At 65.1% G+C, this 26274-nt stretch carries 26 protein-coding genes, 1 tRNA gene and 3 pseudogenes; 21 read left to right on the forward strand and 9 right to left on the reverse strand.

Features of this window, described 5'->3' with window-relative positions:
* Positions 1-18: 18 nt before the first annotated feature.
* The 4 genes from ACVW16_RS20710 to ACVW16_RS20725 all read left to right on the forward strand — a co-directional run bounded on the left by ACVW16_RS20710 (position 19) and on the right by ACVW16_RS20725 (position 4529).
* Entirely contained in the window at positions 19-492 is a 474-nt protein-coding gene (locus ACVW16_RS20710) for a MarR family winged helix-turn-helix transcriptional regulator (protein WP_456736499.1), read from the forward strand.
* A gap of 12 nt (positions 493-504) precedes the next feature.
* On the forward strand, positions 505-1275 hold the full coding sequence (locus ACVW16_RS20715; protein WP_456736498.1) for an enoyl-CoA hydratase: 771 nt from the start codon (positions 505-507) through the stop codon (positions 1273-1275).
* Between the two features lie 120 nt (positions 1276-1395).
* The gene (locus ACVW16_RS20720) at positions 1396-3477 is read left to right on the forward strand and encodes a methyl-accepting chemotaxis protein (RefSeq protein WP_456736497.1); all 2082 of its coding nucleotides are present in this window, start codon (positions 1396-1398) and stop codon (positions 3475-3477) included.
* A 113-nt stretch (positions 3478-3590) separates the two neighbouring features.
* Positions 3591-4529: a dihydrodipicolinate synthase family protein gene (locus tag ACVW16_RS20725; protein ID WP_456700968.1), complete on the forward strand. Its 939-nt coding sequence runs from the start codon at positions 3591-3593 to the stop codon at positions 4527-4529.
* 64 nt (positions 4530-4593) lie between these two features.
* Here ACVW16_RS20725 and ACVW16_RS20730 read toward each other — a convergent pair whose 3' ends face one another.
* From ACVW16_RS20730 to ACVW16_RS20740, 3 genes are read right to left on the reverse strand one after another with little or no spacing between them, the layout of a single operon-like run.
* Entirely contained in the window at positions 4594-5292 is a 699-nt protein-coding gene (locus ACVW16_RS20730) for a DUF1045 domain-containing protein (RefSeq protein WP_456736496.1), read from the reverse strand.
* Positions 5293-5310: 18 nt separating this feature from the next.
* Positions 5311-6504, reverse strand: a complete 1194-nt coding sequence (locus tag ACVW16_RS20735; protein ID WP_456736495.1) for an alpha-D-ribose 1-methylphosphonate 5-triphosphate diphosphatase — start codon at positions 6502-6504, stop codon at positions 5311-5313.
* The gene (locus ACVW16_RS20740) at positions 6501-7157 is read right to left on the reverse strand and encodes a transferase hexapeptide repeat family protein (protein WP_456736494.1); all 657 of its coding nucleotides are present in this window, start codon (positions 7155-7157) and stop codon (positions 6501-6503) included. Before ACVW16_RS20740 ends, ACVW16_RS20735 begins: the two co-directional genes overlap by 4 nt.
* A 174-nt stretch (positions 7158-7331) precedes the next feature.
* Between ACVW16_RS20740 and phnC the strand changes: the two genes are divergently transcribed.
* The 4 genes from phnC (at position 7332) to phnE (ACVW16_RS20760) (ending at position 10943) form a co-directional block, all read left to right on the forward strand.
* Positions 7332-8141, forward strand: a complete 810-nt coding sequence (gene phnC, locus ACVW16_RS20745) for a phosphonate ABC transporter ATP-binding protein (RefSeq protein ID WP_456700972.1) — start codon at positions 7332-7334, stop codon at positions 8139-8141.
* A 63-nt stretch (positions 8142-8204) separates the two neighbouring features.
* Entirely contained in the window at positions 8205-9134 is a 930-nt protein-coding gene (gene phnD / locus ACVW16_RS20750; protein ID WP_456700973.1) for a phosphonate ABC transporter substrate-binding protein, read from the forward strand.
* A gap of 85 nt (positions 9135-9219) precedes the next feature.
* Positions 9220-10104, forward strand: coding sequence for a phosphonate ABC transporter, permease protein PhnE (gene phnE, locus ACVW16_RS20755; protein WP_456736493.1), 885 nt, complete (start codon positions 9220-9222; stop codon positions 10102-10104).
* Positions 10101-10943: a phosphonate ABC transporter, permease protein PhnE gene (phnE, locus tag ACVW16_RS20760; RefSeq protein WP_456736492.1), complete on the forward strand. Its 843-nt coding sequence runs from the start codon at positions 10101-10103 to the stop codon at positions 10941-10943. The genes phnE (ACVW16_RS20755) and phnE (ACVW16_RS20760) overlap by 4 nt, the downstream gene beginning before the upstream one ends.
* 7 nt (positions 10944-10950) lie before the next feature.
* Here the strand turns inward: phnE (ACVW16_RS20760) and phnF are convergent, their stop codons facing one another.
* Positions 10951-11679 carry a phosphonate metabolism transcriptional regulator PhnF gene (gene phnF / locus ACVW16_RS20765; protein WP_456736491.1) on the reverse strand — a complete coding sequence of 243 codons (729 nt, stop codon included), beginning with the start codon at positions 11677-11679 and terminating at the stop codon, positions 10951-10953.
* A gap of 108 nt (positions 11680-11787) precedes the next feature.
* Here phnF and phnG point away from each other — a divergent pair, with 108 nt between their 5' ends.
* From phnG to ACVW16_RS20820, 11 genes and pseudogenes are all read left to right on the forward strand, one after another.
* Complete coding sequence (phnG, locus tag ACVW16_RS20770) at positions 11788-12252, forward strand: phosphonate C-P lyase system protein PhnG (protein WP_456736490.1); 465 nt, start codon at positions 11788-11790, stop codon at positions 12250-12252.
* Positions 12253-12256: 4 nt separating this feature from the next.
* Positions 12257-12865 (forward strand): phosphonate C-P lyase system protein PhnH, encoded by a 609-nt coding sequence (phnH, locus tag ACVW16_RS20775; RefSeq protein ID WP_456700978.1) that lies wholly within the window; start codon positions 12257-12259, stop codon positions 12863-12865.
* Between the two features lie 4 nt (positions 12866-12869).
* Positions 12870-13985: a carbon-phosphorus lyase complex subunit PhnI gene (locus ACVW16_RS20780; protein ID WP_456736488.1), complete on the forward strand. Its 1116-nt coding sequence runs from the start codon at positions 12870-12872 to the stop codon at positions 13983-13985.
* Positions 13982-14890 carry an alpha-D-ribose 1-methylphosphonate 5-phosphate C-P-lyase PhnJ gene (locus ACVW16_RS20785; protein ID WP_456700980.1) on the forward strand — a complete coding sequence of 303 codons (909 nt, stop codon included), beginning with the start codon at positions 13982-13984 and terminating at the stop codon, positions 14888-14890. The genes ACVW16_RS20780 and ACVW16_RS20785 overlap by 4 nt, the downstream gene beginning before the upstream one ends.
* Positions 14883-15680: a phosphonate C-P lyase system protein PhnK gene (gene phnK, locus ACVW16_RS20790; RefSeq protein WP_456736487.1), complete on the forward strand. Its 798-nt coding sequence runs from the start codon at positions 14883-14885 to the stop codon at positions 15678-15680. The genes ACVW16_RS20785 and phnK overlap by 8 nt, the downstream gene beginning before the upstream one ends.
* A 22-nt stretch (positions 15681-15702) precedes the next feature.
* Positions 15703-16402, forward strand: a pseudogene (phnL, locus tag ACVW16_RS20795) (phosphonate C-P lyase system protein PhnL).
* 4 nt (positions 16403-16406) lie between these two features.
* Positions 16407-17570: pseudogene (locus ACVW16_RS20800) on the forward strand (alpha-D-ribose 1-methylphosphonate 5-triphosphate diphosphatase); the annotation flags it as partial.
* The gene (gene phnN, locus ACVW16_RS20805; protein ID WP_456700984.1) at positions 17562-18158 is read left to right on the forward strand and encodes a phosphonate metabolism protein/1,5-bisphosphokinase (PRPP-forming) PhnN; all 597 of its coding nucleotides are present in this window, start codon (positions 17562-17564) and stop codon (positions 18156-18158) included. The pseudogene ACVW16_RS20800 and the gene phnN, both read left to right, overlap by 9 nt.
* A gap of 26 nt (positions 18159-18184) precedes the next feature.
* Complete coding sequence (locus ACVW16_RS20810; RefSeq protein ID WP_456736485.1) at positions 18185-18796, forward strand: pyridoxamine 5'-phosphate oxidase family protein; 612 nt, start codon at positions 18185-18187, stop codon at positions 18794-18796.
* Between the two features lie 372 nt (positions 18797-19168).
* A complete protein-coding gene (locus tag ACVW16_RS20815) occupies positions 19169-19402 on the forward strand; it encodes a hypothetical protein (RefSeq protein ID WP_456700986.1) in 234 nt (77 codons plus the stop codon).
* 12 nt (positions 19403-19414) lie between these two features.
* A complete protein-coding gene (locus ACVW16_RS20820) occupies positions 19415-20368 on the forward strand; it encodes an aliphatic sulfonate ABC transporter substrate-binding protein (protein WP_456736484.1) in 954 nt (317 codons plus the stop codon).
* A gap of 8 nt (positions 20369-20376) precedes the next feature.
* On the opposite strand, the gene ACVW16_RS20825 is transcribed toward ACVW16_RS20820, so the two are convergent.
* From ACVW16_RS20825 to ACVW16_RS20835, 3 genes are all read right to left on the reverse strand, one after another.
* Positions 20377-21159, reverse strand: coding sequence for an alpha/beta fold hydrolase (locus ACVW16_RS20825; protein WP_456700988.1), 783 nt, complete (start codon positions 21157-21159; stop codon positions 20377-20379).
* A 4-nt stretch (positions 21160-21163) separates the two neighbouring features.
* A complete protein-coding gene (locus ACVW16_RS20830; RefSeq protein ID WP_456736483.1) occupies positions 21164-22459 on the reverse strand; it encodes an O-acetylhomoserine aminocarboxypropyltransferase in 1296 nt (431 codons plus the stop codon).
* A 106-nt stretch (positions 22460-22565) separates the two neighbouring features.
* A complete protein-coding gene (locus ACVW16_RS20835; protein ID WP_456736482.1) occupies positions 22566-23573 on the reverse strand; it encodes an LLM class flavin-dependent oxidoreductase in 1008 nt (335 codons plus the stop codon).
* Positions 23574-23684: 111 nt separating this feature from the next.
* Here ACVW16_RS20835 and ACVW16_RS20840 point away from each other — a divergent pair.
* Positions 23685-23986, forward strand: a pseudogene (locus ACVW16_RS20840) (cyclic nucleotide-binding domain-containing protein); the annotation flags it as partial.
* Between the two features lie 78 nt (positions 23987-24064).
* On the opposite strand, the gene ACVW16_RS20845 reads toward ACVW16_RS20840, so the two are convergent.
* Complete coding sequence (locus ACVW16_RS20845; protein ID WP_456705361.1) at positions 24065-24397, reverse strand: hypothetical protein; 333 nt, start codon at positions 24395-24397, stop codon at positions 24065-24067.
* Positions 24398-24619: 222 nt separating this feature from the next.
* On the opposite strand from ACVW16_RS20845, the gene ACVW16_RS20850 reads away from it, so the two are divergent.
* Entirely contained in the window at positions 24620-24856 is a 237-nt protein-coding gene (locus ACVW16_RS20850) for a DUF3551 domain-containing protein (protein ID WP_456700991.1), read from the forward strand.
* Between the two features lie 1030 nt (positions 24857-25886).
* On the opposite strand, the gene ACVW16_RS20855 is transcribed toward ACVW16_RS20850, so the two are convergent.
* A tRNA-Thr gene (locus ACVW16_RS20855) sits at positions 25887-25961 on the reverse strand.
* Positions 25962-26274 lie beyond the last annotated feature (313 nt).

A 26274-nucleotide genomic window follows, 5' to 3' on the forward strand; every position in this document is an offset into this window, starting at 1 on the left:
TCCGGCTATGTATTTCGCATGCGAAATAAAATAGCCGCAGCGAGACATCATCGGCTGATCTATCTGCTGAACGTCGCGCAACGGCGCCTGCAGCGTTGGATGGCGGCACAGCCCTCGAGCGAAGTGACGCCGGCACAGGCCGGGCTGCTGTTCATCCTCGGCAAGCAGGATGGCGTCCTCATGGGCGAAGCCGGGGCGGCACTGGATATGGGCCCGGCCGGCATCTCCGGCCTGGTGGATCGCAGTGCTGCGGCAAAACTGGTCGAGCGGAGGGCCGATCGCGAGGACGGCCGTGCCTGGCGGGTGTGGTTGACGCCAAGGGGCCGCGATGTGCTGGCGCAGGCAAAGACCGACACGGCTGCAATCAACGCCGCGCTGACGGAGGGATTTACCGGTGCGGAGATCGAAATTGTCGCGCGCTGGCTGAGGAGCATTCAAGACAAGTTTCCAAGAGAGATTTCAAGAGACACCACAAGGGATCCAGAGGACTAAGAGGAGAAACCGATGACCGAGCATGTGCGCGTCGAAAACAACGGCGGAGTTCTCACGATCACGCTGGCGCGCCCCGACAAGAAGAACGCGCTGACGGATGCGATGTACGGCAAGCTTGCCGACACCGTCGAATCCGCCGAGTCCGATCCGTCCGCGCGCGTGCTGCTGATCCGCGGCGAGGGTGACATGTTCACTGCCGGCAACGACGTCGGCGAGTTTGCAGCCGTCGCCACCGGCAAGTCCGAAAGCAGCCGCAACGTCGGCCGCTTCATCCAGTCGCTGGCGCGTTGCACCCGTCCGCTGGTCGCGGCCGTGCAGGGCCGCGCCGTCGGCATCGGCACCACGATGCTCTTGCATTGTGATCTCGTCGTGCTCGCCGACAATACACTGTTGTCGACGCCCTTCGTCAGTCTCGCGCTGGTTCCAGAGGCCGCATCGAGCCTGCTGATGCCGGCGCGCATAGGCTATTCCCGCGCCTACGAGATGTTCGCGCTCGGCGAGACCGTGCCGGCCAAGGCGGCGCTGGAATGGGGCCTGGCCAGCCGCGTGGTGCCGCTGGACAAGCTCGACGCCGAGGCGCTTGCGTTGGCCCAGCGTCTCGCCCGCCAGCCGGCCGGTGCGCTCACTGCGACCAAGAAACTCATGCGAAACGGCGAGGCCCTGGTCGCTCAGATGCTGGCGGAGGGCGAGCAGTTCGCACGGCGCCTGCGCACCGCCGAGGCACGCGAGGCGTTCACGGCCTTTGCCGAGCGTCGGCCGCCTGACTTCACGAAGGTTTCGTGACGTCGAGGCGGTGTTAGGGTCTGGCAAACCGGGAATTCCCCGCGTTTGATTCAGCCTTAACGGAACGTTCGCATGTCGCGGTGCAAGGTGGCTTCTCGTGAAGTAGGCCCCTTGCGACCCATGTCCATGTTTAAGAAATCGGTAAGCTCGCTCCTCCTGGTGTTGATGGCTCTGCTGGCGGCCGGCGCGCTCGCCTCTACGGCGATCCAGATGGTCGGGGCCTTCGGCCGCTACAGCGACAGCCTCGAGACCGCGAGGCTGGCCGCCGCGGACAAGGCGATCTTTCATGGCGTGCTGGCGCTGCGCAGCAATCGCGGCGACGCCCAGAGCGCGCTGCTCGGCGAAGACGACGCGCGTCCCAAGCTTGCCGAGGCCGAGAAGGCGGAGCAGGGTGGCTATGATGGCGTCAGCGCCGCGATGGCCAGTGTCAACTTCGTCCGGCGCGACGAGCTTGCGAGCACGCTGAAGCAGCGCTGGGGCGAGGCCGCGCCGCAATTCCAGCTGTTCTACGACGAAGCCAGGCGTCCCCGTGCCGAACGCAAGATCGAGCGCACCAACTCCTGGTACGACGCCGTCTCCAAGGTCATCGACACCGCGAATCTCGCCTCCACCGCGGTGTCGAACCGCGCCTGGATGGACGATCCCTTCATTGCCCGCATGATCCAGGTCCGACGTCTCGCCTGGCAGGTGCGCGACCGCTATGGAATCCATTGTTCGGCATTGCGCTCGAACGTCAACAGCAGCAAGCCGCTCGACGACGCCCAGAAGCGCGCGCTGGCGCAATGGGACGGCACCATCGCTTCCGCCTGGTCCGGCATGGACGAGTTGTTGGCCTCGCCCGACGTGGCCGCGGAGTTGATCAGCGCCGCCACGGAGGCGCGTGGCAAGACGGACGGCGTGCTCAGGCAGATCGGCGATCTCACCAAGAATTTCGACGGCAGCGGCAAGCCGGCGATGGCGGCGGCGGACTGGAATGTGCTGTGCCAGTCGCCGTTCCCGCTCATTGTCGGGATCGCGACCAAGGCGCTCGACCAGTCGATCGCGCGCGCCGAGACCGTCCAGGCCAAGGCGCTGACCAATCTGATCGTGCAGTCGCTCGCGTTCCTGCTGGCGCTCGCCGTGACGCTCGCCGGTGTCTATGTCGTGCGAAATCGCCTGATGCGTCCGGTGCGCGCCATTCTCGACGCGATCGCCCGGATCAGCGCGCGCGACTACGCAACGTCGGTTCCGCAACCCCGCTATCCCGACGAGTTCGGCACCATGGCCGCCGCGCTGGAAAGCCTGCGCGAAAGCGCGGCCACCGCGGAACGTCTTGGCCGGGAACGCGAATCGCAGCAGGCGATGCAGCTCGCCCGCTCGGGCACCGTCGACGAGGCGTGCCGTAGCTTTGACGAAACCGTGCAGGCGGTGATTCAAAGCGTCGCGACATCGGCCAAGGAGCTCGATGCGACCGCGACCGACGTGCGCACGTTGGTGTCGGAATCGAGCAGCCAGACTTCCGCGGTCTCGTCCGCCGCCGAGCAGGCCACCAACAATCTCGAAAGCATCGCGGCCGCGACCGAGGAGCTCTCGGCCTCTGTCGGCGAGATCTCCGCGCAAGTGCAGTCCAGCGCACGTGATGCGCGCGAAGCGGTGTTCCAGGTCGAGCAGACCAATGCCACCGTCGAAATCCTCGACCAGACCGCAGGCCGCATCAGCGAAGTCGTGAAGATGATCCACGCCATCGCCGGCCAGACCAATCTGCTCGCCTTGAACGCCACGATCGAGGCGGCCCGTGCCGGCGAGGCCGGCCGCGGCTTTGCGGTGGTTGCCGGCGAGGTCAAGAGCCTCGCCTCGCAGACCGCGACCGCGACGGAAGAGATCTCGCGCCAGGTGGAGGAGATCCAGGGCGCGACTGGTCAGGCGGTCGCCGCCATCCGTTCGATCGGGGGCGCCATCAGCGGCATCGACGAAAAGATGACCGCCATTGCCGCCGCCGTCGAACAGCAGCGCGCGGCCACAACCGAGATCTCGCGCAACTTCCAGCATGCCGCCCAGGGCACCCGCGAGGTCACCGATACCATCGGCAGCGTGGCCCAGCTCAACCAGGAGACCGGCAATGCCGGCACGGTGCTGTTCCAATCCGTGACCAAGATGTCGGCCGACGCCGACCGCCTCCGTGTCGCGGTCGAGGGCTTCCTCGGCGCCGTAAAGTCCGCTTAAGGCTTCCATTCCCGGCTCGACGGAACGCGGATCGGCATTGCCGCGCCTGCCTGCGACCTGTAAATGGTAGCGGTACCAAGCTCTAACGACGGGACTACAGGGAGATAATTTCGATGCCGGTCACCCCCCACAAGGCCCAGCGCCCCTATCGCGGCGTGTTTCCGGTCGCCCCCACCATCTTCGACGAGCGCGGCGAGCTCGATCTCGAGGGCCAGCGTCGCTGCATCGATTTCATGATCGATGCCGGTTCGAACGGCATCTGCATCCTCGCCAATTTCTCCGAGCAATTCGTGCTGACCGATGCCGAACGCGAGAGCGTGATGCATGCGGTGCTGGAGCAGGTCGCCGGCCGCGTGCCGGTGATCGTCACCACCACCCATTTCAGCTCGGCCGTTTGCGCGGCGCGGAGCCGGCAGGCCGAGGCCGCCGGTGCGGCCATGGTCATGGTCATGCCGCCCTATCACGGCGCCACGTTCCGGGTGCCTGAAAAGGGCATCGTCGAATTCTTCAAGGTGCTCTCGGGCGCGATCAACATCCCGATCATGATCCAGGACGCGCCGGTCGCGGGCACGCCGCTGTCGGTCGAGCTGCTGGCACGGTTGGCGCACGAATTCTCCAATATCCGCTATTTCAAGATCGAGGTGCCGGGCGCGGCGTCAAAGCTCCGCAGCCTGATCGAGGCCGGCGGCAAGGATATAGAGGGTCCCTGGGACGGCGAGGAGGCGATCACGCTGATGGCCGATCTCGATGCCGGCGCGACCGGCGCGATGACCGGCGGCGGCTATCCCGACGGTATCCGCCAGATCATCGATCCCTATTTCGCGGGCGATCGGGAGAAGGCCAAGACCGCCTATGAACGCTGGCTGCCGCTGATCAATTACGAGAACCGTCAATGCGGTCTGATCGCCTGCAAGGCGATGATGCAGGCCGGAGGCGTGATCAAGTCCGACGCGGTCCGCCACCCGCTGCAGCCGCTGCATCCCGCGACGCGGGCAGGACTGCTCGAACTCGCCAAGGAGCGCGACGCGTTGGCGCTGCGCTGGGGAAAGTAATCCAAAGTCTCCGCCGTCGTCCCGGCCTTTGCCGGGACGACATTGAGAATGCCGCGCAGCCGCGCTAGCTCGCCAGCGTCCACTCGCCAATGACGCGAAACCTCGTCTTCGCGTCATCCTGCTTGAACAGCGTGATGCGATCGATCTCGAGCGTGTCGAGACCGAGCCCCGCAAACCGCGCCCGCAACATCTCCAGGATCGGCCCGCGCCGATCCGCATCCAGCCGCCCCGTCAGGGTCATGTGGAAGCGGAACTCCTCCATCACGTAGGGATAGCCCCAGCGATCGAGATAGTCGCGCTGCCGCTCGCTGAGCCTGTCGGGCTTGCGCCGCGCGCGGTCTTCCGCCGTCAGTGGTGGACGGAAGCAATCGAAATCGCGGGCGCAATCGGCGGCAAGCTTTTGAAGCGCATCGACCGGCTCAGCCGGGATCACAGCAATGAAGCCACTGATAGCACCGACCACAGGACGGATCACCGGAATCGGCCGGGCCTTGCCGGCAAATGCGGCACACGCCGCCGAGAGCTCCGCTTCGGTCCTGCCCGCCGCCAGCGCCATCGGCGCCTTGAGCGTGCCGTGAAAGCCGTATCTGCGGGGATCGGCGGTGATGTCGCGCCAGTCAGGTGCAACGCGTAACGCGTCGCCGGCAAAGGGTGGCTCCTCGCCCGTATAGGCATCATAGCCGAGCAGCTCGGCGCCAAAGCGCGAGAGCGCGCTGTCTGCGCCGGCGGCAAAATAGATCGCGTAGCGGGGGAAACCTGTCATTTCAGGAGCATAGCCAATTTAGGCCGCAACGACAGTCTCGCGCGGCGCCGCTGCTGTGCCGATCAGCCGGGTCGCATCGGCGAGATGCACGAGCTTGCCGGCTGAGATCACCGCGACCAGCCGCGGCCGCAACGGCGCACTGTCGTCGACGAGCAGGATGTCGGCACGAAGGCCTGTCGCGAGCGTGCCGCGATCGGTCAGCCCGGTGGCTTCTGCCGGTGCCGACGAGATCAGCTTCCAGGCTTCGGTCAGCGGCCGCACGCCCTCGGCGGCCAGGCGGAAGGCCGCGAGCAGCGGCGCCGGATAGTAGTAGTCGGAGGCCAGCACCGAGCAGAGGCCCTTCGCGATCATGTCGGACGCCTTGGTCCAGCCGGTGTGGCTGCCGCCGCGCACGACATTCGGCGCGCCGTAGACGATGGCGTCGCCGGCAGCCGCGGCCTCGCGCGCCGTCTCCTCATTGATCGGAAACTCGGCGAGCTTCACGCCCATGTCGCGAAATGACTTGCGCATCGCCGGCGTCGCATCGTCGTGCGAGAGCATCCGCACGTCGGCCGCGCGGGCCACTGCTGCGAGCCGGTTGATCGACGCCGGAACATCGGCGGCGCGCGAGACGATATGCGTGACGAGCTTGTCGAAGTCTTCGCTCGACAGCCCGGTGCGTTCCACCATGCGGTTGCGCTTGCGTGGATTGGAGATGTCGGCCACGACCCCGTCCATGTGGTCGTTGAAGGCGAACAGGTCGACGCGGCCCTCTCCGAGCCACTGGCTGATCTCATCTTCGGCATCGAGATTGTAGGTCTCGTGGCGCAGATGGAAACGGGTATCGGCGGCGAAGCGCGGACGCTGCCGCTCGATCGCCTCGAGCAGGCGCCTTGCATTGTCGCCGCTGCGCAGGCCCGGCTCCCACGACCAGGTGGTGGCGTGGAATACCGTTGTGATGCCGTTACCGATGACCTGGCGGTCGGTGTCGTCAAGCGCGACGTCGATCGGGAAGTCGACGCCGGCGCGCGGCATCATCTGCCGCTCGAAGGCGTCGCCGTGCAGATCGACGATTCCAGGCAGCACCAGAAGATTGCGCGCATCGATCGCCAGCCGTGCCCGGCCGCGGGATGCATCGATCTGCGCGATGTCGGTTCCTGAAACTGCGAGGGAAGTTTCGGCGAGCTCGGAGCCGATCAGCGTCCGGCCACCCTCGATGAAAATGTCTGTCACGCGACCGCGCTTCGTTTGCTGGAAGGGAAACTTGCCCCTGCTTCGTATGCTCCGAGGAAATCTTCAATCGCGAGCTTGCGGAAATCGGGCAGCGCTTCACGCAATTTGTCGTGATCCCAGTCCCACCATGCCAGCTTGGCAAGCCGCCCGGCAATCTCTTCCGAGAACCGGCGGCGGACGATGCGCGCGGGATTGCCGGCGACGATGGTATAGGCCGGCACGTCCTTGGTGACGATGGCGCCGGCTGCGATGACCGCGCCGGTGCCGATGTTGCGGCCCGGCAGCACGATCGCGCCATGGCCGATCCAGACGTCGTGGCCGATATGGACGTGATGCTGGCGTCGCCACTCGAAAAACTCGCTGTCGTCGCTCTCGCCGGGAAAGTAGGCGCTGGAGCGGTAGGTGAAATGCGCCTGCGTGGCGCGGTGCATCGGATGATTGCCGGGATTGATCCGCGTCATCGCCGCAATCGAGCAGAACTTTCCGATCGTGGTGTAGGTGATCTGCGCGTCGTTGACGACGTAGGAGTAATCGCCCATCGCCACCTCGTGCAGGATCGTTCGCGCGCCGACCTCGGTGTAGGCGCCGAGCCTGACCTCGTGCAGTTTCGCCGAAGGATCGATGGTCGGCTCGACCGAAAGCACCTTGGTCATGTTGTATCCGAAATTTCGAGGGCGGGCGCTCGTCTTCGAGCTGCCCGATGACATCATCATGACGATACAATGACAGGGGATGAGCTGTGTTGGATCGCCGCACCGTCGTGCTCATGTCACACAAGTGTCAACCGCCGGCGCTAGCGGTGGGCTCCAGCTACTCTGGAGCGCTGCATGCTGGTGGTTGAGGGTCTGACGTGCCGCTTCGGCGCAAAAGCCGCGGTGGACGACGCTTCGTTTCAAATCTCGCCCGGCGGCTTCGTCGGTGTGATCGGGCGCTCCGGCGCCGGCAAGTCCACCTTGCTGCGGACCATCAACCGTCTGGTGACGCCGACGCAGGGCCGCATCCTGTTCGACGGCCTCGACGTCACCGCGCTGCGTGGCAAGGAGCTGCGGCAGTGGCGGGCGCGCTCGGCCATGATCTTCCAGCAGTTCAACCTGGTCGGCCGGCTCGACGTGCTGACCAATGTGCTGATGGGTCGTTTGGCAACCATGCCGGCCTGGCGCTCGCTATCGCAGGTCTGGCCCGAGCAAGACAAGGCGCTGGCGATGTCGGCGCTCGAACAGTTCGACATCGCCGCGCTCGCCGCCCAGCGCGCCGACCAGCTCTCCGGCGGCCAGCAGCAGCGCGTCGCCATCGCGCGGGCGCTGGTGCAGCAGCCGGACATCATCCTCGCCGACGAGCCGATCGCCTCGCTCGATCCGCGCAACACCAAGATCGTCATGGACGCGCTGCTGCGCATCAACAAGCACTTCGGCATCACCGTGATCTGCAATTTGCATTCGCTCGATCTGGCGCGCAGCTATTGCGACCGCCTGATCGGTATGGCGCAGGGGCGGGTGGTGTTCGATGGCGCCCCGTCCGCACTGACCGACCTCGTCGCGCGTGAGCTCTATGATCTCGAAGCCGCCGAAATCATGGGCGGCGCGCCTGCGCCGGCGCCCGAGGGCGTCCCGGCGCTCGGAAGGGCCGCGGCTGCCTGAGCTGCGCCGCATCCATTATTGCCAGTCTTGCGTCAACCGATCCTATCACATGAAGAGGACATCATGATCACTCGCAGACTCATTCTCGCCGGCGCAGCCGCGCTGACCTTTGCCGGATCCGCCTCCGCCGAAGACTGGAGGACGAAATATCCGGAGATCACCTTCGCCGCGATTCCGGCCGAGAACGGCTCGGGCGTGACCGAGCGCTATGCCCCCTTCATCAGCTATCTGTCCAAGGAGCTTGGCATCAAGGTCACACTGCGTGTCGCCAACGACTACGCGGCTCTGATCGAGGGCCAGCGCGCCGGCAACATCCAGATCGGCTATTACGGTCCGGCTTCCTTTGCGCGTGCCCGCCTCACCGGCGTGAAGACCGACGCCTTCGTCATCGACGTCAATTCCGACGGCTCGAAGGGCTACTACTCGGTGTTCTACGTGTTGGCGAAATCGCCGTACCGGAAGATCGAGGATCTCAAGGGCAAGAACCTCGGGCTGGTCGATCCGAACTCCACGTCCGGCAACAACATGCCCCGCTTCAAGCTGAACGCGATGGGGATCGATCCCGATGCCTATTTCTCCAAGGTCGTCTTCACCGGCAGCCACGAGAACGCCGTTCTCGCGCTCGCGCAAGGAACCGTCGATGTCGCCGCCAACTGGTGGAACGCCGACGACGATTCCAACCTGACCCGCATGCTCAACAAGGGCATGGTGAAGTCGGCCGACGGCACGCCGATGAAGAAGGAGGATTTCCGCATCATCGTGAAGTCCGACCTCATCATCAACTCGCCCTATGCCTATCTCAGCGATCTGCCTGACGACATGAAGGCCGCGATCAAGAAGGCCTTCCTCGATGCGGCGACGAAGGACCCCGAGGCGTTCAAGAAGCTCTCCGACGGCAAGAACAAGCCCTGGGAGCCGGTCGCCACCGACGATTACAACAAGACCATCGAGCTGATCAAGTTCGTCGACAATCTGCGCAAGAAGGCGTCCTGACCTCGTCGGGACGATGTACTGGAGCCGGGTCGAGGGACCCGGCTCTTTTCTTGATGGATCTGTCTGTCCTGGATCTGTGCCTTCGATGACGATTGCGGTTTCGATCCTTCCCGAGCAGCAGCTCGCCGCCCTCAACGCCGCCTATCGCAAGGCGGTCGCACGCAAGCGCTTGCGGCTGCTGGCGGGCCTCGCCGTCTTCGTCGTCGCGCTGATTGTGGCCTCGATCGGCGCCGAGGTGAATTTGCGGACGTTCTTCAGCTATTTCGGCAACTTCGTCAGCTATTTCGACCGCATCCTGACCCTCGATAGCGGCGAGCGGGTCTGGACCAATCCTGGCGAGTGGTTCTGGGGCCGGCACAAATGGCTGAGACTGCTCGGCGAGACGCTGCTGATCAGCTATGTCGGCACGCTGATCGGCAGCGTTTTCGCCTTCGCGCTGAATTTCTTGTCCGCTGAGAACACCTCGCCCGCGGCCTGGCTGCGCTTCACGGTGCGGCGCTTGCTTGAATTCGCGCGCACGGTGCCCGGCATCGTGTTTGCGTTGATCTTCGTCATGGCCTTCGGCCTCGGTCCGGTCGCGGGTGTGCTGGCGATCGCGATCCACTCGACCGGCGCGCTCGGAAAACTGTTCTCGGAGATCGTCGAGAATGCGGACATGAAGCCTGCCGAAGGTATCCGCTCCACCGGCGCGAGCTGGATCTCCTGCATGCGATTTGCGATCCTGCCGCAGGTCTCGGCGGGCTATGCCAGCTACGCGCTGCTGCGCTTCGAGATCAACGTCCGCGAAGCTTCCGTCATGGGCTTTGTTGGCGCCGGCGGCATCGGGCAGGAGCTGATCGTCGCGATCCGTAAGTTCTACTACTCCGATGTCAGCGCCATCCTCGTCACCATCATCGTCACGGTCTTCCTGATCGACATCACCACCGGCTGGGTGCGCGGCCGCCTGTTTGGCAGGGAGGCGCGAAATTGAGCAAGCCGCCTGAAGTGAACACTGCGGAGTTCCGCGCGCGCTATCCCGACGTCTTCGACCGCCCGGCGTCGTCGCGCCTGGCGACGCCGATGATGCTGCTCGCTGCGCTAGCGATCTTCGTGTTCGGCCTGGTCGATCTCGATTTCTCGCCCTCGCGTTTCATCTCGGGGCTGAGCCAGCTCGGCTGGATCGGCATGATGATGATGCCGCCCGATCCCGGCTCGTCGCTGCCGCTTTATCTGAAAGCGCTGGGCGAGACGCTGTCGATCGCGCTGCTCGGCACCACGCTGGCCGCACTGATGGCGCTGCCGGTCAGCCTGATTGCGGCGCGTAATATCGTGCCTGAAATGGTCCGCTTCCCGGTGCGGCGGTTCCTCGATTCGATCCGCGGCGTCGACACCCTGATCTGGGCGCTGGTCTGGATCAACGTCGTCGGGCTCGGCCCGTTCGCCGGCGTGCTCGCGATCGCGGTGTCGGATTTCGGCGCCTTCGGCAAGCTGTTCTCGGAGGCGATCGAAGGCGCCGACCAGAAGCAGGTCGAGGGCATCCGTGCCTCCGGCGGCGGCGTGCTGCACGAGATCCGCTTCGGTTTGATGCCGCAGGTGCTGCCTGTCATCGCCGGCCAGGTGCTCTACTTCATCGAGTCCAACACGCGCTCGGCAACCATCATCGGCATCGTCGGCGCCGGCGGCATCGGCCTCCAGCTCGCCGAGCAGATCCGCGTGCTGGAATGGCAGAAGGTATCCTTCCTGATCCTGATGATCCTGGTCGCAGTCGCCGCGATCGATTTCATCTCGGGCAAGCTGCGCTTTGCGATCATTGGGCGGGCCGTAGCCTGAGCCTTCCCTACGGCTCCACCAGAAACTCCACCCGCTCGGCTGCAAACCGCGAGTGCTTGGTCAGCAGCGGCTTGCCGCCGAGATCGAGATCCGTCGCATCGACCACCAGGATCGGCCGCCCCAACGGCAGATCGAGCCGCGCGGCGTCGGTCGCGTCCACGATGCCGGCCGTGATCCTCGTGGCGCCGCGGCGGTAGTCGCTGATACCGTAATGCTCGAGCATCTTCGTCATCGAGCGCGTGGCGGCAAACACCGTGCCGGCGTCGGGAAACCACTCTGCCGACAGCCAGGTGGTGGAGACGCAGATCGGCCTGCGATCGGCGAGGCGGATGGCTTCGATCCTGACCAGCGGCGCGCCTGTCTTCAATCCGAGTTCCCGCGCGAGCTCCCGCGTTGCGACATCCTCCGACGCCTCGATCATCCTTCCATGCGGCTCGCGGCCGTCGGCGCCGACGATCTCCGAGAAGCGCGTGCGCGAGCGCAGGGGATAAGCGAGCTTCTGCGCCTCGACATAGGTTCCGCTGCCGCGCTCGGCACGCACGATGCCGCGTTCGGCGAGCGCCGCCAGCGCGCGCCGCACGGTGTGGCGGTTGACGCGATAGGTTTCGGCGATCTCCATCTCGCCCGGCAGCTTGTCGCCTATGGCAAGACGGCCGTCGGCGATGCCGCGCTCGATGCCGTCGGCAACGAGGCGCCACAGCGCGACGCCTGAAGAGGCGGTGTCCTGCATGCTCATGTCGGCGATCAGCCTAGCCCGAAAATCACACGTTTGTCACGAAACGGTCATGGCGTTTCCGTATCAAGTTGTCTAGTATCATAGACAACTTGAGTTCGACAAGAGTCGGTGGATTCGGTGACCCAGCACAACACCCAGCAAGCCCAGCGCCAGGCCGCCATGGCTGTGCTGGCGCATGCGGAGGCGGGCGAGATCGCCGCCCGCCTGCGCATGATCTCCTTGCCCGGCCATCAGGAGTTACGCGCGCCGGAGAACGGCCTGGTGATGTTGCGCGGCCGGATCGGTGGGGATGGCGCGCCGTTCAATCTCGGCGAGGCGACGGTGTCGCGCGCCGCCGTGCGGCTTGCGAGCGGCGAGGTCGGCTTCGGCTACACGCTCGGGCGCGATGGCGAGAAGGCGCGGCTGATCGCGCTGTGCGACGCGCTGGTGCAGTCGCGCGATTTTGGCGCGGCCGTCGAGCGCGACGTTATCGCGCCGCTGCGCGAGCAGCTTATGACGAGACGCAGGCGCGCGGCGGAAGAGACCGCTGCGACGAAGGTTGATTTCTACACCATGGTGCGCGGTGAAGGGTGAGGCCATGACCACGATTGCGGAACTGCCGCCGGGGTTCGCCGACAAGGTTTTGTCGGCGCAATCGACCTTTCGCTCGGTCATGGATGCGATGGCGCGGCCGGGCTCGGTCCAGCGCATCCTGCCGATGGCCGGAACACCTGAGACGATGATGCGTGGCACCGCCGCGATCGCGCTGACGCTGTTCGATCATGACACGCCGCTCTGGCTCGATGCTCGGATGGCGGAAAGCCCCGACGTCCTGAAATGGCTCAAGTTCCACAGCGGTGCGCCGGTGGTGCAGGATGCCTCGATCGCGGCGTTCGCTCTGATCAGTGACGGCGGTGCGTTGCCCCCGTTCGAGCGCTTCGCGCTCGGCACCAACGAATATCCTGACCGTTCGACCACGGTGATCATCCAGGTCGAAAGCCTGGACCGAGGACCGGGCTTCGAGCTGCGTGGCCCCGGCATTGACGGTGCCGCGACGCTTCAGGCCACGATCAAGCCCCCCGACCTGTTCGAACGTCTTCGTTGCAACGAAACCCTGTTTCCGCGTGGCATCGACGTGCTTCTGGTCGCCGATGATGCCGTGGCTGCGATCCCGCGCACCACGCGAGTCCTGGGCAAGGGAGGCTAGAGGCATGTATGTCGCAGTCAAGGGTGGCGAACGCGCCATCGAGAACGCTCATCGCCTGCTCGCCAATGCCAGGCGCGGCGACCAAAGCGTTGCGGAAGTCACGCTCGACCAGATCTCTGAGCAGCTTGGGCTCGCCGTCGATCGCGTCATGAGCGAAGGTTCGCTCTATGACCGCGAGCTCGCAGCGCTCGCGATCAAGCAGGCCCGTGGCGACCTGATCGAGGCGATCTTCCTGGTTCGCGCCTTCCGCGCCACCTTGCCGCGCTTGGGCGCCAGCGAACCGGTCGACACCGGCGCGATGAGGGTGCAGCGGCGGGTGTCGTCGACCTTCAAGGACATTCCCGGCGGTCAGATCCTCGGCCCCACCTTCGACTATACGCATCGCCTGCTCGATCCCTCGCTCGCCGGCGGCTTCGTGCCGGAAGCGCCGGCCCTGGCCGAGGCCTCGACGGCGCCGACGCCGCGCGTGACCGACATTCTCGGTCGTGACGGGCTGATCGAGACTTCGCCGCAGGCCGAAGACGGCGCCAGCGTCGGTGATCTCACCCGCGAGCCGCTGAACTTTCCGGCGGACCGCGATCTGCGCCTGCAAAATCTAGCGCGTGGGGACGAAGGCTTTCTGCTGGCGATGGGCTACTCCACCCAGCGTGGCTATGGCCGCAACCATCCCTTTGCCGGTGAGATCCGCTTCGGCGAGGTCGAGGTCGAATTCGCAGCAGAGGACGTCGGCTTCGCCGTGCCGCTCGGTTCGATCGAGCTGACCGAGTGCCAGATGGTCAACCAGTTCAAGGGCTCGGCGAACGAAGCGCCGTGCTTCACCCGCGGCTATGGCCTGGCCTTCGGCCAGAGCGAGCGCAAGACCATGTCGATGGCACTGGTCGACCGCGCGCTGCGTGCCCGCGAGCTCGGCGAAGAGGTCGGAGCTCCGGCGCAAGATGAAGAATTCATCATGTCGCATTCGGACAACGTCCAGGCGACCGGTTTCGTCGAGCATCTGAAGCTGCCGCATTATGTCGACTTCCAATCCGAGCTCGGCCTGTTGCGCAAGCTGCGCAAGGAATTCGCCGAAGCTTCTGCCGAAGCCAATGCGGCCGATGCCATGAAGGAGGCCGCGGAATGAACGCGCCCGCCTACAATTTCGCCTATCTCGACGAGCAGACCAAGCGGATGATCCGCCGTGCGATCCTCAAGGCGATCGCGATTCCCGGCTATCAGGTGCCGTTCGCCAGCCGCGAAATGCCGATGCCCTATGGCTGGGGCACCGGCGGCGTGCAGGTGACGGCCGCGATCCTGGGACCGCAGGACGTGCTGAAGGTGATCGACCAGGGCTCGGACGACACCACCAATGCGATCTCGATCCGAAAATTCTTCGCCAAGACCGCCGGCGTCGCGACGACGACTTCGACCGAAGAGGCGACGGTGATCCAGACGCGCCATCGCATCCCCGAGGCGTCGCTGCTTGCGAACCAGGTTCTGGTCTACCAGGTGCCGATCCCGGAGCCCTTACGCTTCCTCGAGCCGCGCGAGACCGAGACACGGCGCATGCATGCGCTCGCCGAATACGGGTTGATGCATGTGAAGCTCTACGAGGACATCGCCCGCTTCGGTCACATCGCGACCGCCTACGCCTATCCCGTGAAGGTGAATGCGCGCTACGTGATGGACCCGTCGCCGACGCCGAAGTTCGACAATCCCAAGATGGACAATTGCCCGGCGCTGCAATTGTTCGGCGCCGGCCGCGAGAAGCGCATCTACGCGATCCCGCCCTATACGAAGGTGGTGTCGCTCGATTTCGAGGACCACCCGTTCGAGCCCTATCGCTTCAACGCGCCCTGTGCGCTATGTGGCGCGGAAAATTCCTATCTCGACGAGATCGTCACCGACGACAAGGGCAGCCGCATGTTCGTCTGCTCGGACACCGACTATTGCGAGGGCCGGCAGGCCGCCGGCCATCACGGTGCCCTGAGTGCTGCACCCTACAAGGACAAGGCGCAGGGGAAAGCACAAGGGAAAGCAAATGGCTGATTTCGATACGCTCGAAGCTGATCAGCCGCTGCTGATCGCCGATAGCCTCAGCAAATCCTACGGCCGCATCGCCGCGTGCCGCGACGTGTCGTTCTCGCTCTATCCCGGGGAGGTGCTGGCGATCGTCGGCGAATCCGGTTCGGGGAAGTCGACACTGCTGCAGCTGCTGTCAGGTCAGCTCGCCGCCAGCGGCGGGCAGGTGTCCTATCGCATGCGCGATGGCGTCACGCGCGATCTCGCCGCGCTTGGCGAGGCCGAGCGGCGTCTGCTGTTCCGTACCGATTGGGGTTTTGTGCACCAGGATCCGGCGCAGGGCCTGCGCATGGCAGTCTCGGCCGGCGCCAATGTCGGCGAGCGGCTGATGGCCGTGGGCTGGAACCATTACGGCCGGATCCGCCAATCCGCCTCCGACTGGCTGACCCGTGTCGAGATCGACGTCGCGCGCATCGACGATGCGCCGCGCACCTATTCCGGCGGCATGCGCCAGCGTCTCCAGATCGCGCGCAACCTCGTCACCGGGCCGCGGCTGGTGTTCATGGACGAGCCGACCGGCGGACTTGATGTGTCGGTCCAGGCCCGCCTGCTCGATCTCTTGCGCAATCTCGTCGCCGAACTGCATCTCGCCGTCGTCATTGTCACCCACGATCTCGCGGTTGCGCGGCTGTTGTCGCATCGCGTGATGGTGATGAAGGGCGGCAGCGTCATCGAAACAGGTCTGACCGACCAGGTGCTGGACGATCCGCGCGAGCCCTACACCCAGCTCCTTGTCTCCTCGATTTTGCCGCCATGAGCCTTCGAACAAGAGCCTGCCTATGACCGTCATGATCGATATCGCCGACGCCGGCAAGACCTTTACGATGCACCTGCAAGGCGGCATCGAACTGCCTGTCGTGCGCGGCGTGACCTTCCAGGTCCAACGGGGTGAATGCGTGGTGCTCTCAGGTCCATCGGGCGCCGGCAAATCCTCGATCCTGAAGATGATCTTCGGCAATTACCGCTGTGATTCCGGCCATATCGGCATCCGGCATCGCGGCTCGCTCATCGATCTCGCCACCGCCGAGCCGCGGCGGGTCCTCAACGTTCGTCGGACCACCATCGGCTATGTCAGCCAGTTCCTGCGCGCGGTGCCGCGCGTTGCGACCATCGACGTCGTCGCCGAGGCCGCTGATCGTCAACGGCCGCAGCCGGGCCGATGCACAAGCGCGCGCCGGTGAGCTGTTGCATCGCCTCAACATTCCCGAGAGGCTTTGGCAGCTGCCGCCCGCGACGTTCTCCGGCGGCGAGCAGCAGCGCGTCAACATCGCGCGCGGCTTCATCCCGGACCTGCCGATCCTGCTGCTGGACGAGCCGACCGCATCGCTGGACGCCGCCAACCGCGCCGTCGTGGTCGAGCTGGTCGCCGAGAAGAAACGCCAGGGCGTCGCCATGGTCGCCATTGTCCATGACGACGAAATCCGCCATTTGATCGCCGACCGCATCGTCGACGTCACCAGCTTTGCCGCCGCGGCCTGAGGACATGGATATGAAGCCGAAGGACATTGTGATCGCCAACGCCAGGATCGTGCTGGCTGACCGGGTGATCGAGCAGGGCTGGCTTGCTCTCGCGGACGGACGCATCGCCGAAATCGGCGAGGGCAGGGCGCCCGCAGGAGCGGAGGATGCCGGCGGCGACCTGATCATGCCGGGTCTGATCGAGCTCCACACCGATCATCTCGAGGCGCATTACGTGCCGCGTCCAAAGGTGTTCTGGAATCCGGTCGCCGCTGTCGTCTCCTATGACGGCCAGCTCGCGACCTCGGGCATCACCACTGTGTTCGATTCGCTCCGGGTCTGGCGCGAGGATGGCGCCGAGGAGGTCGATGGCCGCGCCGGCGTGCTCGCCGCCGCGATCACGGCTGCGCGGGATGGCAATCTGCTGCGCGCCGACCACTTCCTGCATTTGCGCTGCGAAATCCCGATGCCGAGCGTGGTGGAAGAGGCCAGGGAGCTGATCGACCGGCCTGACGTCAAGCTGATATCGCTGATGGATCACACGCCCGGCCAGCGCCAGTTTCGCGACGAAGGCAAGCTCCGCGACTATTACCGTGGCAAGAACGGCGGAAAGACCGACGCCGAGCTCGACGAGCTCTTTGCCAGGCGCTTCGAGTACCAGAAGCAATATGCCGCGACCAATATGCGCGAGATCGTGGCGCTGGCGCACCAGTACAGGATTCCGCTGGCGAGCCATGACGACACCACGGAGGAGAACGTTGAGGATGCCGTGCGTGACGGTGTGGCGGTGGCGGAGTTCCCCACCACGATCGAGGCCGCGCGCGGCCTGCACCATGCCGGCATCGACATCCTGATGGGCGCGCCCAATGTCGTGCGCGGCGGTTCGCATTCCGGCAACATCGCCGCGGTCGATCTCGCCCGCGAGGGCCTGCTCGACATCCTGTCGTCGGACTACATCCCGTCCAGTCTGCTGCTGGGCGCGCTGCAATTGCCCGAGCATGCGCCGTCGATCAGCCTGCCGACCGCCGTTCGAACCGTGACGAAGGCACCCGCCGATGCGGTTGGCCTCACCGATCGGGGCGAGATCGCGATCGGCAAGCGTGCGGACCTGATCCGCGTGCATGTCGCCGGTAGCGTTCCCGTGGTACGCAGCGTCTGGCGTGAAGGGGGGCCGCGTCGCATGAGCGAGACCGTCGCGACGGCGCAGGGCGCGGCGGACGCGATCGGTCCCGGCCGGCTCGTGCTCGTCGTCGGCCCGAGCGGCGCCGGCAAGGACACGTTGCTGCGGCTCGCGCAGGCGGCCTGTGTCGACGATCCCGACGTCGTCTTCCCGCGCCGCGTCGTGACGCGCGCATCGTCCGCCGACGAGGACAACATCGCCGTGAGCCCCGACGACTTCGCCCGTGCGCGCGATCACGGCGTTTTCGCCGTGCATTGGGACGCACACGGGCATTCCTATGCGCTGCCGCGGGAGATCAATGACGACATCCGCGCGGGCCGCACCGTGGTGGTCAACGTCTCGCGCACGGTGATCCGCGCGCTGCGCCGGACCTATGCCAACGTTGCCGTGGTCGCGATCACGGCGCCGCCCGACGTGCTGGCGCAGCGTCTTGCCGCGCGCGCGCGTCACAGCGACGGCAACATCGCCGATCGGCTCACACGCAGCGTCGACGATGCCTCGGCCAATGCCGATCTGACCATCCTCAACGCGGGCAGCGCGGACTATCACAGTCGTCAGCTTGTGCGCGTGATCAGGAATGAGTGCTGGCACGATTAATCGCCGGCAGAACAGGAGAGAGCGGAATGACGGTGATCAAGACGGTCGAGGAACTCGAAGCCATCTACGGCGCCACCAATGACGCCTCGACCGTCAAGGTCGCCGACCACGTCACCCCACTTTACCGCATCTTCATCGAGAAGGCGCCTTTCGCGGCGCTGGCAACGATCGGACCCGAGGGCATCGACTGCTCGCCGCGCGGCGATCTCCCCGGCTTTGTCCGCATTCACGATCCCAAGACATTGATGCTGCCGGATCGGCGCGGCAACAACCGGGTCGATTCGCTGCGCAACATCGTGCGCGACCCCCGCGTGTCGTTGATGTTCCTGATCCCCGGCTCCGGCAACGCGGTCCGTGCCAACGGCCGCGCGCATCTCTCGGTCGATACGAATCTGCTCGCTTCGTTCAGGGTCGAGGGCAAGGCGCCGCGCAGTGTCATGGTGATGGGCGTTGACGAGATCTACTTCCAGTGTGCCCGCGCCATCGTCCGCTCCGACCTCTGGAATCCCGACAGGCGCATCGATCCGAAGACGCTGCCGACGCCGGGCCAAATCCTCGCCGAGATGAGCCAGAACAAAGTCGGCGGCGCGGAGTATGACCGCATCTGGCCGGAACGCGCTGCCGCGACGATGTGGTGAGCGCTGCTCTCTCGTCTACCTCGCCCGCTGGCGGGGCGAGGTGAAGAGGCAGCCCGCGTGAGATGAATCCGCCTGTCAGTGCGTGCAGTGAGAGAAGCGCCTCAGCGCGCCCGCCGCAAAATTTGGATAGCCATTTCATTGACCAAAGGCGCTGATCGCTCGATATTCGGAGCGTCGAAACTGCTCCTCGAGCCGAAGCCGCCACATGAGAACCGATCAGCAGCGCAATCAGAACGACACGCATGAATGCGTGACGCGGCGCTGTTTCTCGGCGGCATCAGGCGCCTGTTGTTGTTGCTGACGGTCTTCTAGCAACCTTCCATATCGCTATGTCCACGACAGGAACGCCGAGACTTCGGCGAATGAGCAGTCATGTCCCAAGCCCAACAGCAAGCCAAGTCCAACGCCTACATCATCGAAATCCACGATCGCGCCGCCGGCGTCGTCACTCGCACTGAGCGCGGCTTCCGCTTCTTTTCCTCCGAGCGTCTGTTCGACAGTCTCGAGGGCCGTCAATTCCGCTCTGCACGCGAGGCCGAGCGCGCTGCACGTGCCGTGTTCTCCGAGCGGAACCGGCGCGTGAAGTCTTCACCCCTCACCAACTGAAAGGACCGCAACATGATCGCACGACGACAACTCCTGGCCGCAGCGCTGCTGCTCACCACCGCTATCACTGTGCCCGTGCGGGCGGAGGACAAGCCGGCGGAGATCCGCATCGGCACTCAGAAGGGTGGCTTCTTCCCGGCTGTGCGCCAACGGCAGACGCTCGAAACCGCATTCAAGCCGCTCGGCATCGAGGTCAAGTGGATCGACTTCCAGTTCGGTCCGCCCCTGCTGGAAGCGATCAATGTCGGCAGCGTCGATTTCGGCTTTGTCGGCGACACCCCGCCGATCTTCGCGCAGGCCGGCGGCGCCAGGATCCGTTATGTCGCGGCCGTGAAGTCCGAAGGCGACAATCAGGCCATCGTCGTGCCGAAGGACTCACCGATCAAGACGATTGCCGATCTCAAAGGCAAGCGCGTCGCCTTCGGCAAGGGATCGAGCGCGCATAATCTCCTGGTCGCATCGCTCGAGAAGGCCGGCCTGTCCTGGTCCGACATCACTCCGGCGCCGCTCGCGCCGGCGGACGCGACAGCAGCCTTCGTCAAGGGCTCGGTCGACGCCTGGTCGATCTGGGACCCGTATCTCGCGCTCGCCGAATTGAAGGAGAATGCGCGCGTTCTGGTCTTCGACAAGGACGTTCACAAGCCGAACGCCTTCTACATCGCCAACACCGATTTCGTCGAACGATATCCCTCGCTGGTCGCGAAGCTCAACACGACCTTCGCGGCTGAAGGCGGCTGGGCGAATTCCCATCATGAGGAGGTGGCGAAGGCGCAGGCGGAGGCAACGGGTGTGGAGATCGAGGCCATCAGGCGCTTCGTGAATCGATCCACCTACAACGTGGTGCCGCTCGATGCCGAGGTGATCAAGACGCAGCAGGCCATCGCCGACCGCTTTGCCAAGCTCGGCCTGATTCCGAAGCCGGTCAACGTCTCCGACATCGCCTGGAAGTGGACGCCGGGCTCCTGAGTCGGGAGCTAGCCCCTGAGCGCCGCCAGTAGTTCATCCGGGCGCTCGGCCATAATCATATGGCCGGCGCCCGGCACCACGACGGTCTTGGCATGCGGGATCGCCGCCGCGAGAGCCTTGCCGGCCTTCACGGGTGTCATCATGTCTCGCTCGCCGAGGATCACAGTCGTCGGCACCTTGACGCTTGCGGCCGCGGTCAGTGCATTCGCGTAGGCATTGCAGGCCGACAAATCCCTGAACAGCACGCCCGGTTCGCAAGCCTGAAGCACCGCCTGTGCGCCGCCATGCATCCACAGGCCGGGCGCGAGGCTGCCGCCGAGCTCGGCGCTAAAGCCGAGGCCCCAGATCGAGACCATGTCGTTGGCGTCCTGCGAGTTGGCTTCGGCAGCCTTCAACAGATCCGCGCCGACAGTCATGGTTGCAGCCGTGCCGATCAGGCTCAGCGCGGAGACTTTGTCGGGGTGACGCGCGGCGGTCTCGAGCGAGATCAGCGATCCCATGGAATGGCCGATCAAATGCGCTTTCGTAGCTCCGGCCGCATCGAGCAGCGCCGCGGTCCAGTCGGCCATCTCGGCGATGCTTGTGAGCGATGGTCCGGCGGAGCGGCCGTGACCTGGCAGATCAGGTGCGAGCACGCCAAAGCCGTGATGGGCGAACCAGCGCGTATGCAGGGCCCAGGTCGCATGATCGAAGCCGGCACCATGGATGAAGACGACCGTAGTCAACGATTTGTCGAACTCGCGGCCGCCGGTTGCGACAAATATCTCGGTGCCGTTGACGGAGAGCTTCATCGTGTCAAACCTTCTGCGAGATGCGCAGCGCCTGCGCGAGATCGTCGATGATGTCGCTGGCCGTCTCGATGCCGACCGATAGCCGCACCAGCTCTTCGCCGATGCCGGCGGCCTTGAGCTGCTCGGCGTCCATCTGCTGATGCGTGGTGGAAGCCGGGTGGATCACCAGCGTCTTGGCATCGCCGACATTGGCGAGATGGCTGATCATGCGCAGGGACTCGATGAACTTGCGGCCTGCAGGCCGGCCGCCCTTGATACCGAAGGAGACGATCGAGCCCGCGCCGCGCGGCAGCAATGTTTTTGCGAGCTGATGGTCGGGATGGTTCTCCAGCGACGGATGCAGCACCCAGTCGACGGCCTTGTTCGACTTCAGCGCGTCCAGCACAAGATGTGTGTTCTGCATGTGGCGATCCATGCGCACGCCGAGCGTCTCCACGCCCTGCAAGAGCTGGAACGCGTTGGTCGGCGACAGGCAGGCGCCGAAATCGCGCAAGCCTTCGGTGCGTGCGCGCATGATGAAGGCCGCGGTGCCGAACTGCTCGTCGAAGACAATGCCGTGATAGCCGCCATAGGGCTCGGTGAGCACGCCGAACTTGCCCGACATGCGCCAGTCGAAGCGGCCGCCATCGACGATGGCGCCGCCGATCGCGATGCCGTGGCCGCCGATCCATTTGGTCGCCGAATGCATGACGATGTCGGCGCCAAGCTCGATCGGCCGGCTCAGATAGGGCGTGGCAAAGGTGTTGTCGATCAAGAGCGGAATTTTCGCCTCATGCGCGATCGCGGCGACCTCAGGGATGTCGAGCACTTCGAGCCCGGGATTGCCGATGGTCTCGCCGATCACCAGCTTCGTGGTCGGCTTGATCGCCTTCCGGAACGCGTCATGATCGCGCGGCTTCACGAAGCTCGTGGTGATGCCGAAGCGCGGGAGTGTGTGCGCCAGCAGGTTGATGGTGCCGCCATAGAGCGAACTCGACGCCACGATGTGGTCGCCGGCGTTGAGCAGTGTCGCGATGGCCAGATGCAGCGCGGCCATGCCGCTCGCGGTGCAGATTGCGCCGACGCCGCCCTCGAGCGCCGCGAGCCGCTCCTCCAGCACACCGGTGGTCGGATTGGAGATGCGCGTGTAGATGTGGCCGGCGCGCTCCAGGTTGAACAGCGCCGCGGCGTGATCGGAATCCTGGAACACGTAGGACGTGGTCTGGTAGATCGGCACCGCGCGGGCGCCGGTCGCGGGATCCGGATGCTGGCCCGCATGCAGGCTCAGGGTCTCGAAGGCGGGCGGTTTTGGCGCGGGCATGCGTGGCCTCGTTGGTCGGTCGGCGGAGGTCGCCCTTGTGCCACAGAATGGCGCTGGAAGTCAGCCCATTGACAGGGTCGCCTAATCGCGACAGGCGCGATCGCGCTCACACCACGGGCTGCACCGCCAGCCGATCCCGCACCTCGGCTGCGATCTCGAACGATCGCAGACGCGCGGCGTGATCGTAGATCTGGCCCGTGGTCATCAGCTCGTCCGCCGCAGTGTCGGCGATCAGCGCCTTCAGCTTGTCTTCGACAACAGCAGGCGAGCCGACGGCGGTGCAGGCCAGCGACTGCGCGACGCCGGCCTTCTCCGCCGGCGACCACAGCGCGTCCATGTCGTCGACCGGCGGCGGCAGCTGGCCGGGCGTGCCGCGGCGCAGATTGATGAACTGCTGCTGCAGCGAGGTGAATAAGCGCTGCGCCTCGGCATCGCTGTCGGCGGCGAACACGTTGACGCCGACCATCGCATACGGCTTGTCGAGCTGCGCCGAGGGCTCGAACCGCGCACGATATTCGCGCAGCGCCGGCATCATCATCTGCGGCGCGAAGTGGGAAGCAAAGGCAAAGGGCAGCCCGAGCATGGCCGCTAGCTGGGCGCCGAACATGCTGGAGCCCAGGATCCAGAGCGGCACCTTCGTTCCCATGCCGGGCACGGCGCGGATGGTCTGGTTCGGCTTGACGTCGCCGAGCAGGGCCTGCAACTCCAGCACGTCATGGGGAAAGTTCTCGGCGGCCGTCGCGAGGTCGCGCCGCATCGCCCGCGCAGTGAGCTGGTCGGTGCCCGGCGCACGTCCGAGGCCAAGGTCGATCCGGCCGGGATAGAGCGATTCCAGCGTGCCGAACTGCTCGGCGATCACGAGCGGCGAATGGTTCGGCAGCATCACGCCGCCGGAGCCGACGCGGATCGTCTTGGTGCCTCCCGCGACATGCCCGATCACCACCGAGGTCGCGGCGCTCGCAATGCCGGTCATGTTGTGATGCTCGGCCAGCCAGAACCGTTTGAAGCCCCAACGTTCGGCATGCTGCGCGAGATCGAGCGAATTGCGGAAGGCCTGCGCGGCGTCGGAGCCCTGCCTGATCGGCGCGAGGTCGAGCACGGAAAAGGGAATCATGAAGGAGCCACCGGATGAAGGCGCGGGAGGCGCGCCGGGGCCTCACATATAGGAACCGGGTCAGGAAATGTTAGCGCAGAGAAACGCTTCGATGTTCATCGTCAAGTCGGGGTCAAGTCGGCTCGGCTGGCGGCGAGCAAGCGGTCGAATGCGGGGAGCGCAATCCCGATTTCCGTTCTGAAGCCTGGCGGTTTCTTCGGCGAGATGACGCTGATCGAAATGCAGAATTGCTCCGCCACGATCGTCGCGGAGTCCCGACCCTGCTGAACGAACTGACGGCCCAGAAGCTCTGCGCCTGCGACAAGGCCGACATCCACGCCTATGTGATCGGCCTGCAAAACATCAATCGCGAGCCATGCCGGCGGCTTCGCCGCGCCGAGGCCCGCTTCATGGGCCACCAGCTAGGGGACGACGATCGATCGCCCGCGCGGAAACGCCGAAGAGACTGCCGGGCAGAACTCGGCAGCCTCTTTCTTCACGTGGCGGGAATGTCAGCGTCGACGACGGGTGGGATCATTGCTCCCGCCGGGACGAATAGTCTGGGGGCCGCCTAGGCCGCTGCTGCTTGCGCCCTGGCCGGCTGCGCCGGTGCCGGATGCCGCATTGCTGCCGCCAGCCCCCATGCCGGTCGTGCCGCCCGTTCCGTTGCTGCCTGCAGAGCCGGCTGCGCCAGCTCCCACGCCGGCACCGCCTGTTCCAGCGCCGGCGCCCGCACTGCCCGCACCGCCGGCGCCGCCTGCGCCGCCCGACTGCGCGTGGGCGAAACCGATCGACGCACCGGCAAGCAACGCGCACATGGCCATCGAAAAAATTGTCTTCCGCATTTTTCAGCTCCATTGAGGTTGTGGCCGTCAACCGAAGCTGCCTGCTGACGTTCCTAAAGAACTGCTGAGAGGAGCTTTCGCAAGCCGTTAGGAACGATCTCGCGTCACGACGGATTGGTGCTTGCCGCCGGGTGCGACAATTCGTAAGTCATGTCAGGCGACCGGCGACCCTTCAGGCTCCAGCTTTCCGGCGCCGCTCGGCTGACATCGTGGAGGATCGCAATGCGAGTTGCCCTGTTGGTTGTTGTCATGATGGCCGGGCTGGCTCCCGCAGCACACGCCGAACGTGACTATCCCTGGTGCGTGTTTGGCGGTGAGCTCGGCGCTTCCGGCGATTGCATGTATGAGACCCGGGAACAGTGCCTGGCCTCGGCATACGGGCGGTGGAATCTTTACTGCGACATCAACCCGCGTGTGAGGTTCAGGCAGCCGCCTCCGCCCCCGCGCCGGACGCGCTGATCGCAGCGCGCAGGCACACGCAGGGCGCACCGGCCGGCCAAGGTTCGCGATGGGGCGTTTGGCTGATCTTGGCGCACCTCCGCACAAGGTCTGCGCGTTCGATGAAGCGGGCGCCATCTCTCGTAAGGCAGTGAGGTGTGCCCTGGTCTTGGCCGGAGAGAGCAGGACGTCGAGAGATGCCTGATCCGGCTACAGCAGCGCCAGCGAGTGCAGCGAATTTCTGTGAAAGCCGAAGGCGACCAGGCCGGACAGAAGCAGCGCAATCCCAGTCACGATCAAGCAAAACGCAATCACTATCGGAGCCTCTGGTTCGTCAATGCACGACCGGAACGATAATGGATAAAATTTTACCGACAATCGAAAGGAAGAATTAACCTTACCTGCGCCGCGCCAATGCCGACCCGTCGGGCAAACACCCAGCTCCCGCCAAAACCCGTCAACCCTCTCTCACAAAAATATTCCGCTTTACCGAAATTCGGAATTGCGACATTCTTCCTGCATCCCGGTCCGATGGAGAGGGGCGATCGTACGTCGTCACGATTGTGGGTTGGGGAAGCGGTGGACGCGGCAGCGCCGGCGCGGATGTGAGGGCAGGGCGGGCAGAGGATTGAGCCGAAGCCCGTGAGCCCAGCGCAAGCCGTGTCGTACGAACGGCGCTGATGCGTACGGTAAAACCGTGTGGTCCTGGCCGTCGTCGCTACGGTCAAGCACTTGCGGAGGCGGCACTGGCGTCAACCGGCGCGGTGCCGGTGAATTCCGTGAGGCGACGGTGACAACAAGAATTCGTCGCCGGGGAGAGCACGGCATAAGCCGTCCGACCATCGCGCAGGGAAGGCCGAGTGTTCGGCGTCACCTGTATGCTGCTGTGCGGTTTCCTTGCGCTACATTGTCGCGCAGCGGACCGCGGGTGCCCGTCGGCACCTGGTCTTCCCTGCGCCCTTGTGTCCGCAGGAGGGCAATTGAGACGTGCAAAACTCGGGCGTTCAGTGCCGCGAGAATGCCGATCCGTGCGTATTTCCAGAAGATGAAATGGTGCTGCCAGACAGGATTGAACTGTCGACCTCTCCATTACCAATGGAGTGCTCTACCACTGAGCTACGGCAGCAATGCTGGGATAAGAATCGGCCCGCCACGGGGGCCTTCCAAGCGGGCCGATATCTGCCACAGGCCTCCCCGCTGTGCAAGCTTGCAAGGACGGTCAAAACGAGAAATCGGGGCAATATCGGGGATTATACGGCCGTTTGGGGCTCGAAACGCCCGACTTTCCGGCGATTTTTGTTCCGCGTCCCCCGACCAACTGGCCAGTTGGCCGCCGCGCCGGATTCGCGCCATTTTGGGCTTCGCAACCACCCCGGACCGCGCCGGCCTCTTGAGCTGCCGCAATCCCTGGGCAAGGTATCGCGGACCGTTGTAGGAAT

The sequence above is a fragment of the Bradyrhizobium sp. USDA 4474 genome (genome assembly GCF_054057515.1).